10 protein-coding genes are annotated in these 14723 nt (G+C 49.8%); 3 read left to right on the top strand and 7 right to left on the bottom strand.

Features of this window, described 5'->3' with window-relative positions; genetic code table 11:
- Window positions 1–72 precede the first annotated feature (72 nt).
- From MAQ5080_RS14775 to MAQ5080_RS14765, 3 genes are all read right to left on the bottom strand, one after another.
- Window positions 73–1725 carry a BCCT family transporter gene (locus MAQ5080_RS14775; RefSeq protein ID WP_067211528.1) on the bottom strand — a complete coding sequence of 551 codons (1653 nt, stop codon included), beginning with the start codon at window positions 1723–1725 and terminating at the stop codon, window positions 73–75.
- A gap of 415 nt (window positions 1726–2140) precedes the next feature.
- On the bottom strand, window positions 2141–3793 hold the full coding sequence (locus tag MAQ5080_RS14770; RefSeq protein WP_156496588.1) for a BCCT family transporter: 1653 nt from the start codon (window positions 3791–3793) through the stop codon (window positions 2141–2143).
- A gap of 373 nt (window positions 3794–4166) precedes the next feature.
- Window positions 4167–4862, bottom strand: coding sequence for an HPP family protein (locus MAQ5080_RS14765; protein ID WP_067211535.1), 696 nt, complete (start codon window positions 4860–4862; stop codon window positions 4167–4169).
- A 128-nt stretch (window positions 4863–4990) separates the two neighbouring features.
- Here MAQ5080_RS14765 and MAQ5080_RS14760 point away from each other — a divergent pair, with 128 nt between their 5' ends.
- Window positions 4991–5836: a LysR family transcriptional regulator gene (locus MAQ5080_RS14760; RefSeq protein WP_067211538.1), complete on the top strand. Its 846-nt coding sequence runs from the start codon at window positions 4991–4993 to the stop codon at window positions 5834–5836.
- A gap of 74 nt (window positions 5837–5910) precedes the next feature.
- Here the strand turns inward: MAQ5080_RS14760 and MAQ5080_RS14755 are convergent, their stop codons facing one another.
- The 4 genes from MAQ5080_RS14755 to MAQ5080_RS14740 are packed head-to-tail and all read right to left on the bottom strand — an operon-like array spanning window position 5911 to window position 11113.
- On the bottom strand, window positions 5911–6144 hold the full coding sequence (locus MAQ5080_RS14755; RefSeq protein WP_067211541.1) for a formate dehydrogenase subunit delta: 234 nt from the start codon (window positions 6142–6144) through the stop codon (window positions 5911–5913).
- A gap of 21 nt (window positions 6145–6165) precedes the next feature.
- On the bottom strand, window positions 6166–9039 hold the full coding sequence (gene fdhF, locus MAQ5080_RS14750) for a formate dehydrogenase subunit alpha (RefSeq protein ID WP_067211544.1): 2874 nt from the start codon (window positions 9037–9039) through the stop codon (window positions 6166–6168).
- A gap of 2 nt (window positions 9040–9041) precedes the next feature.
- A complete protein-coding gene (locus MAQ5080_RS14745; RefSeq protein WP_067211547.1) occupies window positions 9042–10616 on the bottom strand; it encodes a formate dehydrogenase beta subunit in 1575 nt (524 codons plus the stop codon).
- Window positions 10616–11113, bottom strand: a complete 498-nt coding sequence (locus tag MAQ5080_RS14740) for a formate dehydrogenase subunit gamma (RefSeq protein WP_067211551.1) — start codon at window positions 11111–11113, stop codon at window positions 10616–10618. The genes MAQ5080_RS14745 and MAQ5080_RS14740 overlap by 1 nt, the downstream gene beginning before the upstream one ends.
- A 569-nt stretch (window positions 11114–11682) precedes the next feature.
- Between MAQ5080_RS14740 and MAQ5080_RS14735 the strand changes: the two genes are divergently transcribed.
- Together MAQ5080_RS14735 and MAQ5080_RS14730 are read left to right on the top strand one after the other, a co-directional pair.
- The gene (locus tag MAQ5080_RS14735; RefSeq protein WP_067211555.1) at window positions 11683–13248 is read left to right on the top strand and encodes a Re/Si-specific NAD(P)(+) transhydrogenase subunit alpha; all 1566 of its coding nucleotides are present in this window, start codon (window positions 11683–11685) and stop codon (window positions 13246–13248) included.
- 9 nt (window positions 13249–13257) lie between these two features.
- Complete coding sequence (locus MAQ5080_RS14730; protein ID WP_067211557.1) at window positions 13258–14667, top strand: NAD(P)(+) transhydrogenase (Re/Si-specific) subunit beta; 1410 nt, start codon at window positions 13258–13260, stop codon at window positions 14665–14667.
- Window positions 14668–14723: the final 56 nt, after the last annotated feature.

The following is a 14723-nucleotide window of genomic DNA, read 5'->3' as shown; positions in this document are numbered from 1 at the left end:
CTTAATTATCAAGATTTGCGGCGGGATTTATAACATCACCACAGACCAGATAGCCTGTGGTGATGCGATCGGCTAACGATTGTTTAGAATCGCAATATAGTGATCGGTGCGATCGGTCTGATTATCAGGAGCGATTTCGCGAATTTGCTGAACCCCCTCAAAGTCCGCGCGCAGGGATTTCATCAGTGCGTACATCATCATGAACATGATAAAGGCAAACGGCAGTCCTGCGGCCAACGAGGCGGTTTGCAATGCCTTTAAGCCTCCCGCGAGCAGTAGCACAGAAGCAATGGCGCCTTGGCCTAAGCCCCAGAAAATACGGTAGCTCGATGGTGGGTTTTCATTGCCCATAGAGACAAGCGTCGTGATGACCAGCGTGCCGGAATCTGATGAGGTGATAAAGTAGGTCACGATCAGAGTAATGGCAATCAAGGTGACGACTTGTGTTAACCAACCAAGCTGAAGGTGCTCAATCACGACGAACAGGGGTTTAGAGATGTCTTCGTTTACCGCAGCGATGATGCCGCCGGTGCCAAAGCCGCCCTCGGTAAACAGTTCATAGTACATACCTGTGGAGCCAAAGATCGACATCCATAGGAAAGTCACCAAGGTCGGCACCAGCAAGACGCCCAAACAAAACTCACGAATGGTACGGCCTTTAGAGACGCGGGCGATAAACATGCCGACGAACGGTGCCCAAGCGATCCACCAGCCCCAGTAAAACACGGTCCACCAGCCTTGCCATTCGCCCTTAGGATCAGGGTCGACCCAAAATCCCATCGGAATAAAGTTCATAATGTAGTCACCCATATTGGTGACAAAAAAGCCCAGTACGAACACGGTTGGCCCCGCTAGAATAAACACCACCAGCAGGATGATCGACATCCACATATTGGCTTCAGACAAGATCTTAATACCTTTTCCGACCCCAGAGACGGCGGAAATCGTGGCTAGGATGGATACCACCGCAATGATGATGACCTGTGAAGTGGTGTCGACTTCAATACCAAACAGATAGCTAAAGCCCGCGTTAATCTGGCCTGAGCCAAAGCCAAGGGTCGTTGCCACCCCGAATAGGGTACCGAACACCGCTAGCAGGTCCGCTACGTGACCACGCCAGCCAAAAATCTTATCGCCAAAGATCGGGTACAACGCCGAGCGAATCGTCAGCGGCAGATCGTGGCGGTAGGAAAAGTACGCCAAGGCTAAGCCCACGATCACATACACGGCCCAGCCGTGTAGCCCCCAATGCAAAAAGGTGATCTGCATGGCGGTATTGGCGGCTTCGATGGTGTTGGCGGTGCCGGGGGCTAGGAACGGATTGCTTTGAATATGATAGGCCGGTTCGGCGATGGACCAAAACAATAGGCCCACGCCCATACCAGCGCCAAACAGCATGGAAAACCACGTAAAGTAACTGAATTCAGGGCGCTCAGCGTCTTTTCCCAACCGGATGGAACCGTATCGAGAGCACATCAGATAAAAGGTGAAGCCTAGAAAAATACACATGGACAGGACATAGAACCAATCCAGATTGGTTTGAATCCAATCCTGCATACCGGTAAACGTGCTGGCGGCATAGTCCACGTCAAACATAGTAAACAGCAGAAAAGCCAGGATTAGGCCTTTAGAGAAAAAGGCCATGCTTGGATTGAGGTCCCGAAACATGCCTTTGTCGGCGAGGATGACATAGTCCGTTTCGGACTGATTAAACTTAGTTCCCATTGATAAACCTTTATGAGTGTTCTCTTAATGACACGTTAGCGATCAATGGCAGAGCAGCTGGCACAGGCCCGATATAAAACAGCTGTCATATCGCAGGCGTTACCAGTACTCGTTATGTAAAAGGGCGGTCAGGAGAAGGAACTTAAGTGTTAAGAAGCGCGTAATAGAATTCATAATCCATTGATTTGAAATGAAAAATAAACAACATTTCATGCCTGTTTTATTTTGTTGTTATGCAGTCCTAGCCTAACCAATAAAACACCCTGTGCAATGATGCTAACGATGTTGCGCCATTATGGTATAAACACTCTGCTGCTGAGTACCACGGGTGCAAGATTGGCTATCTTTCCGACGTTCACGGTCAACTTAAATGGACATTTAATTAAAAAAGGCGCTCAGAGAGCGCCTTATTCGTCTAGCGGTTCTTCAGAATCGACATATAGTGTTCGGTTCGTCCGGTATGCTCTTCTGGTGCAATCTCTCTTATCTGCTGCACCCCTTCAAAATCAGCGCGCAGTGATTTGATTAAAGCGAACATCATCATAAAGATGATAAAGGCAAACGGTAAGCCTGCGGCAAGAGAAGCCGTCTGTAGCGCTTTTAGACCACCTGCAAGCAATAGCACCGCGGCAACCGCCCCTTCACTTAGTCCCCAGAAAATGCGGTAACTGGTTGGTGGGTGTTGATTACCCATAGAAACTAGGGTGGTGATCACTAATGTGCCAGAGTCAGAAGAGGTGACGAAGTAAGTCACGATCAGGATGACAGAGATAAAGGCAACGATCTGAGTAAGCCAGCCAAGATCTAATTGCTCAATGACCACAAACAATGGTTTTGAAATATCTTCATTAACCGCGGCGATGACGCCACCCGTGCCGAAGCCTCCGTCAGCGAACAGCTCCATAAATAGGCCTGTACCACCAAACACCGACATCCAAAGAAAGGTGATCACGGTCGGTACAATCAGTACCCCTAGACAGAATTCACGAATGGTACGACCTTTTGAAACACGCGCGATAAACATGCCTACGAACGGTGCCCAAGCGATCCACCAACCCCAGTAGAATACCGTCCACCAACCTTGCCATTGGCCTTCTGGATCAGGGTCGACCCAAAAGCCCATCGGGATAAAGTTGATGAGGTAATCACCGAAGTTAGTGACAAAGAAGCCCAGTACGAAAACGGTTGGCCCCGCGATAATGAAGATGGAGATCAATACGATCGACAGCCACATATTTAATTCAGACAGAATCTTGATGCCTTTGCCCACACCTGACACGGCTGAGAAGGTGGCGATGATCGTGACCACGGCAATAATGACAACCTGTTGAATGGTCCCCACCTCAATGCCGAACATATAATTCAGACCGGCATTTATCTGGCCTGCCCCCAGACCAAGGGTCGTTGCTACGCCGAACAGGGTACCGAATACGGCTAGCAAATCGGCAACGTGGCCACGCCAGCCAAAGATCTTATCGCCAAAAATCGGGTAAAGTGCCGAGCGAATGGTCAGCGGTAGATCGTGACGATAGGTGAAGTAGGCCAATGCTAGGCCAACGATCACGTAAACGCCCCAGCCATGAAGCCCCCAGTGCAAGAAGGTCACCTGCATGGCGGTATCCGCACCTTCCATAGTGTTGGCCGCGCCTGGTGCAAGGAAAGGATTGTTTTGAATATGGTAAGCCGGTTCTGCGATGGACCAGAACAACAGGCCGATGCCCATTCCTGCCCCAAACAGCATAGAAAACCAAGAGAAGTAGCTAAACTCTGGGCGGTCATCATCCTTACCTAAGCGGATGGTGCCGTATCGAGAGCACATGAGGTAAAACGTGAAACCGACGATCAAGCACATGGACAAGACGTAGAACCAATCTAGGTTTGTCTGAATCCAGTTTTGCATCATAGAAAAGATGCTGGCGGCTTTATCAACATCGATCAGCGTGAAAATCAAAAAGGCAAGAATTAGCCCTTTGGAGAAAAAAGCCATGTTTGGGTTCAAGTCCCGAAACAGGCCTTTTTTGGCGAGTATGACGTAGTCCGTATCGGACGACTTTGATTTAGTTCCCATTGTGTAAACCTTTTTAGAGTACTTGTTAATGACAAGTTAGCGGCCCCAAGAGAACCCGTAAACACCCTAAAAATTAATATATGGCATAAGTGGAGCTAATGTTAATTTTTGATAGATATTTTATGGATGCTGGCGCTCGCATCTACTTATAAAGTAGATGTGAATAGGTGTTTTTACAAAGTCACATTTTTACATATAAAAAACAGTTGGTTATAAATATTTTTTGGCTTATTCAGAGAGTTGGGAATAGTGTATTAACGTGCTTTATAGAAGATTACACGTCGATATTTCAATAATACATTGTCTGTTATTATGGTATTTGAGGATTTTATAATTTATCGAATTAGCCTTTTAAGCGGCGCTTATAGGCAACTTAGCGGGCCGTTTCACGACGCTTTGCTGACGTCTGATTGTGCTGCTGCGCTGCCATATAGAGGGTGTTTAGCTCGTCAAGGCTAATCCCCATGGAAGCAGAGTGCTGCCTTAATGCCTGCTGTAGGTCTGCCAATGCCACCCTGTCTGTAGCAGGCGGGTTGTGCTGTGTTTGACTGAACCAAAACAGTGGATAGCGCCGCCAGTGAAAAGCGTTATTGAGCAGGATGGCGAGCACTACAATCACACTGATGTTCAGCAAAAAGGCTAACCCAGTTTCTTGCAGAGGGATGCGTTCAATGCCTGTGACAAAGAAAAATGCGGTGGCGGCACCGGGTGGGTGCAAGCAGCGTAAGTAATGCATCAGTAACACCGTAGCACCCACCGCGCAGGCGGCAGCGAGAATGCCTGCACCGAACAAGCTGCCAGCCAAAATGCCAATGCCCATGGCGAGTGATTGTCCCGCCAATACAGGCCAAGGCTGAGACAGTGCGCCGTGGGGGAGCGCAAACACCAGAAAGGCGCTCGCGGCAGAGGAGGCGAAAAACAGTAAATGGGTTTCGTCTGAGAGACTCCACTGGGTCAATAGCGCCACAATGGCGATTGCCAAGCAAGTAGAGCCGCCAGCAATAAAGCGCTCCCAGTGGCTGGTTTGGTTGCGCTCTATGCCAATTGCGCGTGCTATCGCTGACCACATCGTCGTCCTACCTCCTGGCTGATTCCGCCCGTATTTGAGACAGTGGGCATAGTAGCGGCTGTTAACGAATAGATATAATGAATATTAACTGATATATAATTCAATAAAATTGCATCATGGAGCGGCTCATGGACGTTGAACTCGCCAAAACCTTTCTCGAAATCATGCAGTCCGGTACTTTTGCCAAGGCGGCGGAGCGCTTGCATGTGACACAAACAACGGTGACCGCACGAGTACAAACGCTCGAGCAGCAGCTCAACTGCACCTTGTTTATCCGCAATCGTCTCGGGGCTCGATTGACCCCAGAAGGGGAGCGTTTTGCCCGTTATGCGCGCGAGTTGATCAGTGTCTGGCAAGCGGCGCAGCATGCCTGCCAGCATCCGGATGAATCCCTGTTAACGCCGTTAGCGCTTGGCGCCGAGCACAGCCTTTGGAACCCGGTGATGGTTGAGTGGCTGGCGGCATTGCAGGCTGCGGAGCGTTTCCAGTTGAGCAGTCATGTGGCGACCACGGATGTGCTATATGAGGATATTCGTCAGCAGCGCTTAAATGCGGCCTTAGTGCACAGTGCGCGTTATTACCCTGATTTGCAGATTGAGCAGGTGGCAGAAGAGAAGCTGATTCATGTGGCCTCGACGCAACAAGCTACGCCGGATTTATACATCGATTGGGGGGAGGAATTTGACCAGCAGTTTGACCGTTGCTTGCCGTTTAGCCGCCAGACTGCCATGTACTACTCACATGGACCCTTAGCACTGCATGTTATGCTGCGCCAAGGGGGGAATGGTTACTTTCGCAGTCGTGTGGTGCAACCGCATCTTGAAACGGGGGCGCTGCGTATTATTGAGCGTTCGCCTGAATTTCACTATCCGATTTATTTGGTGTCGCGTCCAGAGCGTCAGCCGGAGGACTTCGATGAGGTCAAACAGAGCCTACATCGGGTGATAGAGCAAACCGAGCAATGGCTGATTTAACGATTTAAAAAGTGACAGGCATAAAAAAGCCCCTTCTAAGAAGGGGCTTTTAAAGGCTAAGCGATGATCAGTGCTTAAGCGCTGGCTTTGGCAGACAGACGCTGCGCTACCACTAACGCGGCTGGCTCAAACTCTGCAGTGCCCGACGCCAGTTGTTCCGCTAGGATCTTCTTCATGCGACGAGACCAGAATTTAACGATGTGGTTTTCTACCATATCGGCCACTTCTGACTCAGAACCCGCGCTCACATTGTTTTGCGCGATCTGGTTGATCATCGTTACGATGCTTTCTTCTTCAGTATGAAACATAGTTTATCTCTCAATACCTACTTATTTAACAGCACTGTGCGTAGACGCTGAGCCACGTAGGAACTCATTCTGACGCTCATGGTTGTCTTGGAAGTTCTTCTGCCATTCAGATGGCTGAGACACTTTCTCGACTTGAACCGCAGTCACCTTGTACTCAGGACAGTTCGTTGCCCAGTCTGAGTTGTTGGTGGTGATTACGTTAGCACCACTGCCAGGGTGGTGGAACGTTGTGTAAACCACGCCAGGTTGCATGCGTTCGCTGACTTTCGCACGTAGTACGGTTTGACCTGCACGGCTGGTGATACCCAACCAATCGCCTGTCTTAATACCGCGCTCTTCGGCATCGTGAGGGTGCAACTCAAGGATGTCCTCATCGTGCCAAGCTTGGTTTTCGGTACGGCGTGTTTGTGCACCTACGTTGTATTGGCTCAAGATACGGCCAGTCGTTAGCAACAGTGGGAAGCGGCTGTTCGCGCGTTCCGTTGTTGGTACGAATTCTGTTACCGCAAATTGTGCTTTACCTTCGTCACCGATTGGGAAGCTTTCTGTGTGCATGATCGGTGAGCCCATTGGGAACTCATCGTTACATGGCCACTGCAAGCTGCCGTGCTCGTCTAGTTTCGCGTAGCTTACGTTAGCGAAGCTTGGCGTCAATTGCGCGATCTCATCCATGATTTCAGATGGGTGAGAGTAGTTCATTGGGTAACCCAATGCGTTGGCAAGATCGACCGTTACTTCCCAGTCTTCTTTGCCTGCGATCGGAGCCATTACTTTACGTACGCGGTTGATACGACGTTCCGCGTTAGTGAAAGTACCGTTCTTCTCTAGGAAAGTAGAGCCTGGTAGCAATACGTGGGCGAATTTCGCCGTCTCGTTCAAGAAGATATCTTGTACGATCAAGCAATCAAGCGCTGCTAGTGCGGCTTCAACGTGCTGTGTGTTCGGGTCAGACTGAGCGATGTCTTCACCTTGTACGTACATAGCACGGAATTCACCAGACAATGCGGCATCGAACATGTTCGGGATACGTAGGCCTGGCTCGTCGTCCAGTTCAACGCCCCATACTTTCTCGAAGCGTGCACGAGCAACGGCATCGGAAACGTGCTGGTAACCTGGTAGCTCGTGTGGGAAAGAACCCATGTCACAAGAACCCTGTACGTTGTTCTGACCACGTAGTGGGTTAACACCTACACCTTCACGACCCATGTTACCGGTCGCTAGTGCAAGGTTAGCAATACCCATTACGGTTGTTGAACCTTGGCTGTGTTCTGTTACACCTAGACCGTAGTAGATCGATGCGTTTTTCGCTGTCGCGAATTTACGTGCTGCTTCACGTACTTTCTCGGCGCTAACGCCAGTGATCGCTTCTACGTTTTCTGGTGCATGGCGTTCATCGATGATGAACTCACGCCATTTCGCGTAGGCATCACCTTCACAACGCGCTGCGATGAATTCTTTGTCTTCGTAACCTTCTGTCACAACCACGTGTGCTAGGGCGTTCACCATGGCAACGTTGGTACCTGGGCGTAGTGGCAAGTGTGTTGCGTCGCCTAGGTGCGGAGTGTTCAGTAGGTCGATCTCGCGTGGGTCCGTTACGATCAAGCTTGCGCCTTCACGTAGACGACGACGCATTAGCGAGCCGAATACCGGGTGAGCGTCGGTTGGGTTAGCACCGATAACAAGGATACAGTCAGAGAACATAACTGAATCGAATGTTTGGGTACCCGCAGATTCACCTAGCGTTTGCTTCAGACCGTAACCGGTTGGGCTGTGACATACACGAGCACAAGTATCGGTGTTGTTGTTACCGAATGCCGCACGGATCAGTTTCTGAACCAAGTAAGTTTCTTCGTTGGTACAACGAGAAGACGTAATACCACCGATGCTTTCACGGCCGTATTGCGCTTGGATGTCTTTTAGGCGTTTTGCCGCGAAACCAATCGCTTCTTCCCAGCTCACTTCTTTCCAAGGCTGGTCGATCGAATCACGGATCATTGGTGCTTTGATACGGTCTTTGTGGGTTGCGTAACCGAATGCAAAACGACCTTTGACACAAGAGTGACCGTGGTTTGCATCACCGTCTTTCGCCGGCACCATGCGTACTAGCTGGTCGCCTTTCATTTCAGCGTTGAAAGAACAGCCGACACCACAGTAGGCACATGTCGTTGTGATGCTGTGCTCTGGAGTACCCATGTCGATGACAGAGTTTTCCATCAGTGTTGCGGTTGGACATGCTTGCACACACGCACCACAAGAGACACATTCAGAGTCAAGGAATTGCTCGTCTTGGCCTGCGGCCACTTTCGAGTCAAAACCACGACCATCAATGGTCAATGCAAAGGTACCTTGTACTTCAGAACAAGCACGCACACAGCGTGAACACACGATACATTTGCTCGCATCGAAGGTGAAGTACGGGTTAGATTGGTCTTTTTCAGCGTCTAGGTGGTTGTTGCCTTCGAAGCCGTAACGCACTTCACGTAGGCCCACTTCACCTGCTGTGTCTTGTAGCTCACAGTCACCGTTTGCTGGACACGTTAGACAGTCTAGCGGGTGATCAGAGATGTACAGCTCCATGATGTTACGACGTAGCTTAGCCAGCTTGTCGTTTTGCGTAGACACTTTCATGCCCGCATCAACAGGTGTTGTACAAGACGCTGGGGTGCCACGACGACCTTCGATTTGTACCGCACAGATACGGCAAGAACCGTAGGCTTCTAGGTTGTCGCTAGCACATAGTTTAGGGATGTTAATGTCATACATCGCCGCAGCGCGCATAACCGACGTACCTTCTGGTACCGTCACTTCAACACCGTCGATTTCCAGTGTCACCATCTTCTCACTCAGAGAAGCAGGTGTACCGTAATCTTTGTTAGGGTCAAAATGTTGCAACATGATCAGACCTCCTTCGCTTGGGTCGCTGAAGCTGCATTCTTAACGAAGTCCTCAGGGAAGTGTTTCACCGCACTTTGGACTGGGAATGGCGTCATACCGCCCATGGCACAAAGGGAACCGTCTAACATGGTTTCACATAGATCAGACAACAGCTCCAAATTGGCATCGACGTTTTGGCCTGCGCGAATACGGTCGATCACTTCGACACCGCGAGTTGAGCCGATACGGCAAGGTGTACACTTACCACAAGACTCAGCCACACAGAATTCCATAGAGAAACGTGCTTGCTCACTCATGTCTACTGTGTCGTCGAACATCACCACACCACCATGACCAAGCACGGCTTCTTTTTGGCTAAATTCTTCGTAACCTAGTGGTGTGTCCCACTGGCTCTCGTGTAGGTACGCGCCTAGCGGACCACCGACCTGTACGGCACGTAGTGGACGACCGCTGCGTGTACCGCCACCGAATTCGAACATCAATTCTTTGAGTGTTGGACCGAACGCGAGTTCCACCAAACCACCGAATTTTACGTTACCGGCCACTTGGAAAGGCAGAGTACCGCGTGAACGGCCAATACCTACGTCAGCGTACGCTTTAGCACCCTTATCAAGGATGAATGGTACCGCTGCTAGAGATAGCACGTTGTTGACAACGGTTGGTTGGCCAAACAAGCCCACAATCGCTGGTAGTGGTGGCTTAGCACGAACTAGACCGCGCTTGCCTTCTAAACTTTCTAGTAGAGAGGTTTCTTCACCACAGATGTAAGCACCGGCACCCATGCGAACTTCTAGATCGAAGTGTTTGCCGCTGCCTAGGATGTCCGCACCTAATAGATTGTTGTCGTACGCAGTTTGGATCGCACTGTTCAAGTTCTCAATTGAAAGAGGGTACTCAGAACGGCAGTAGATGTAACCTTGAGTTGCACCGACAGCTAGACCTGCGATAGTCATACCTTCGATCAACATGAATGGGTCACATTCCATCACCAAACGGTCAGCGAAAGTGCCAGAGTCACCTTCGTCGGCGTTACAGACGATGTACTTCTGGTTCTTTGGTGATTCCACGTCTAGTACGGTTTGCCATTTAATACCCGTTGGGAAGGCTGCACCGCCACGACCACGTAGACCAGATTCTTTCACTGCATCAACGATTTCTTGTGATGACAGTTTGATCGCGTTTTCCAGACCTTTGAAGCCATCTTTGGCTTGGTAGTCTTCTAGAGATAGCGGATCAGTGATACCTAAACGTGAGAACGTGAAACGCTCTTGACGCTTAAGGTAAGGGATTTCTTCAACCAGACCGACCGCTAGTGGGTGATCAACGTTGCCTTTGTAGAACTCAGCGGCGAACAACGACTCAATGTCGCCTTCTTTCACTGGGCCGAAGCCGTAGCGACCGGCGTCTGTGTCCACTTCCACTAGTGTTTCTAACCAGTAAAGGCCACGAGTACCGTTACGACGTACTTCAACGTCAACTTTGTGCTCTTCCGCTACGATTTCAATCAAGCGAGCGATGCGATCCGCACCACGCGCTTTAGCGGTTGTATCAGAAGGAACGTGAATGCGAAACGTCATTACAGAATCTCCACTCGATCGGTTTGTAGGCTTTCCACTAGCTCGTCGAAGCGTGCCGCATCAACGTCTGCGTGAATGTCGTCACCAACACGAATAGATGGACCACAAGAACAGTTACCCAAGCAGTAGACTGGCTCAAGGGTAATGTTACGGTCTGGTGTTGTTTGATGGTAATCCACGCCTAGAGAAGCTTTCGCATGTGCTTCAAGGGCACGGGCACCTAGTGCCTGACACGCTTCTGCACGACATACCTCAACCACGTGACGACCTGGTTGATGGGTACGGAAGTGGTGATAGAAGCTGATCACACCGTGAACTTCTGCGCGAGTCAATTTCAACGCCTGAGCAATCAGGGAAACCGCCTCGTCAGGGATGTATGAAAAGCGATCCTGAATAGCGTGCAGAATCGGTAGCAGAGCGCCTGGCTTGGACTTCAGCTCATCGATGATGGCTTGGGCAGTCACTGGCTCCCATGCAACTGCTTTCAATGTAGTCATTGTATTTCCTCCTGTCGCCCAGCTACAAAGTTGACTTCGTAATCTGGCGGAAGTGTTGCTTATTATTGTAGCGGTTAATATGCGTTAAGGCAGTGTAGTTGAGTTATGGGATTCCTGCGATCCACAACCCCATTGCCACTAACGCTGTCAAGAGTTTAAAACTGGTGCGCACCTTAGCACAGCCTAATTATCGTCATTTATCTTATTGCGACACTAATTGCGTGCTTTAAGGCATCGGCTTTTGTAAATATTAAATACGCACGATTTGTTTAAGAAATATACAAAGCAATGCTTAGAATCATATTTTTTGTTCAAAAACGCCCCACGTCCACTACTTCGTATCAAAAAAAAGTTATAGCTGACATGAAAAAGTCATGGAAAAACAAAAAATCGTCGTTATCGCGACGGGGGCTGACGCTTGTGTGCAAGATTAGACCGAGTAGCTGGTTTCTAATTGCTTACGCCCATTATGGGTGATAGTCCGCATAAGTGCCATGAATGGCACCGCTGTCGGGCGAATAAATAAATACGGCTAAAACTCGGACAAGAATAAGTACGGCATCATTATTATGAAGATTGGAATACCGAAAGAGATAGAAGACGGCGAGCTGCGGGTGGCCATGACCCCTGCGGTCGCTGAAAGGGTCAAGAAGCTAGGCTTCGACTTAGTCATTGAAAGCGGCGCGGGTGAAGCGGCGTCTTACTCTGACGAAGCATACATTGCAGCAGGCGTTGAAGTGACCAGCGATACCAAGTCGCTGTGGCACGACTCAGACATCCTGGTTAAAGTGCGTCCACCGGTAGAACACCCAGAGCTAGGCTTTTATGGCATTGAGCTACTAGGTAAAGATCAGACGCTGATTAGTACCCTCTATCCAGCACAAAACTCAGTCAAGCTTAACCAGCTAGCTGAACGAGGCACGAATGCGGTGGCGTTAGATGCCGTACCACGTATTTCGCGTGCTCAAAAGATGGACGTATTGAGCTCCATGGCCAACATCGCCGGTTACCGTGCGGTAGTCGAAGCAGCGCAACACTTTGGTCGCTTCTTCACTGGTCAAATCACCGCTGCGGGTAAAGTTCCGCCAGCGAAAGTTCTTGTAATCGGTGCGGGTGTTGCAGGTCTTGCAGCCATCGGTGCAGCGAAAAGCATGGGTGCGATCGTTCGTGCGTTCGACACGCGTCCAGAAGTAAAAGAACAAGTTGAAAGTATGGATGCCGAATTCCTTGAGCTTGATTTCGAGGAAGAAGACGGCAGTGGCGAAGGCGGTTACGCTAAAGTGATGAGCCCTGAGTTCATCGCGGCAGAAATGGCGCTATTCGCAGAACAAGCAAAAGACGTTGATATCATCATCACCACGGCACTGATCCCAGGTAAACCAGCTCCAGAGTTGATTACCGAAGAGATGGTTCGTTCGATGAAACCAGGTAGTGTGATCGTTGACTTGGCGGCAGAAACAGGCGGTAACTGTAAGCTGACCAAAGCCAATGACGTAGTTCACGCACACGGCGTAACCTTGATTGGTTACACCAACCTGCCAAGCCGTATGGCGGCGCAATCAAGCCAGCTATTCGCAACTAACATTTACCACCTTCTAACAGAATTGTGCCCTAACAAAGATGGTCAGATCGATCTGAACATGGAAGACGAAGTGATTCGTGGCGCAACTGTTGTGAAACAAGGCAACATCACTTGGCCACCACCAGCACCACGTCTGTCTGCTGCGCCTAAGAGTGATGTAAGCGAGCCTTTGCCGGAGGCAAAAGAAGCCAAGAAAGAAGAGAAGAAGCCAAGTGCCTTTGGTTTCCTAATCCCAGTCTTCATTGTTGGTGCATTACTAATGGGTGTAGGTAGCGTAGCGCCTGCCGAGTTTATGGGACACTTGACCGTCTTTGTATTGTCGTGCTTTGTCGGTTATATGGTGGTCTGGGGAGTTAGCCACTCTCTGCATACGCCACTAATGAGTGTTACCAATGCCATCAGTAGTATCATCGTGGTCGGTGCTTTGACACAGATCTCGAACGATAGTCCGATCGTTGCGATACTGGCTGCTCTGGCAATCTTTATTACCAGCATTAACATCGTCGGCGGCTTTGCCGTGACGCATCGTATGCTGAAAATGTTCCGTAAGTAGGAGACGACAATGAACTTTGGAGTAATGACGGCTGCCTACATCGGAGCCAGCGCCTTATTCATCATGGCACTGGGTGGCTTGAGCCACCAAGAAAGCGCGCGCCGCGGTAACATCTACGGCATTCTAGGTATGGCTCTAGCGATGGGTGTTACCATCGCTGGCGCGGTAACTGATAACTACGGCCTACTACTAGCAGGTCTAGTACCTGGCGGTATCATCGGTTACATCCTAGCAAAACGTGTGGAAATGACATCGATGCCAGAATTGGTAGCGATCCTACACAGCTTGGTCGGTTTGGCTGCGGTATTCGTAGGCTTCGCCAACGCTTTAGGTCACGGTGAATCCGCTTCTGTTGTAGCGCAGCGTATCCATGACGTGGAAACGTCACTAGGTATCTTTATCGGTGCGGTAACTTTCACTGGTTCTTTGGTTGCTTACTTGAAACTAAGCGGCAAAGTATCGGGTAACCCACTGCAGCTACCTGGTCGTCACATGATCAACCTTGCGATCGTATTAGTGTCTTTGTACCTAATCGTTGAATTCGCAGCGGTTGGCGCGACTGACGGTATGATCTACCTATACATCATCACACTGCTAGCGTTGGTATTCGGTGCTCACCTAGTGGTAGCGATCGGTGGTGCAGACATGCCAGTAGTAGTGTCAATGTTGAACTCTTACTCTGGTTGGGCAGCAGCGGCAATGGGCTTCATGCTAGGCAACGATCTACTAATCGTAGTGGGTGCTCTAGTAGGTAGTTCAGGTGCGATCCTGTCGTACATCATGTGTCGTGCGATGAACCGTAAGTTCTTGAACGTTATCCTTGGTGGTATCGGTTCTAAGAAGAAAAAAGCATCTCCTGCAGCGGGCGCTGCGGTAGAAGAGCAAGGCGAGATTGTTGAAATTCAATCTGAAGAAGCTGCTCACATGCTTGAGTCTGCGAAAGAAGTGATGATCATCCCAGGTTACGGTATGGCGGTAGCGCAAGCACAGCACACTGTATTTGAGATCACTAAGAAACTTCGTGAAAAAGGCGTGAACGTGCGCTTCGGTATTCACCCTGTAGCGGGTCGTATGCCTGGTCACATGAACGTATTGCTAGCAGAAGCGAAAGTGCCATACGACATCGTATACGAAATGGACGAAATCAACGAAGATTTCCCTAAAGTAGACGTATCGGTTGTTATCGGTGCCAACGACATCGTTAACCCTGCAGCGAACGAAGTAGAAGACAGCCCAATCGCGGGCATGCCAGTCCTAGAACCTTGGAAAGGCAAACATACTATCGTGCTTAAGCGTGGTATGAGCCGCGGTTACGCAGGCGTTGAAAACCCACTGTTCTTCAAAGACAACACTCGTATGTTGTTCGGCGATGCGAAACAAACGGTTGATGCCCTGTTGAAGCATTTGTCAGCTGACTAATCTTAGCTGGCGATAAAAAGAAGCCCGAGGCATCCGCTCACGCCTCGGGCTTTTTT

The sequence above is a fragment of the Marinomonas aquimarina genome (assembly GCF_900089755.1).
GTDB classification, from domain to species: Bacteria; Pseudomonadota; Gammaproteobacteria; order Pseudomonadales; family Marinomonadaceae; genus Marinomonas; species Marinomonas aquimarina.
This window is presented reverse-complemented; position numbering and strand designations above follow the sequence as displayed.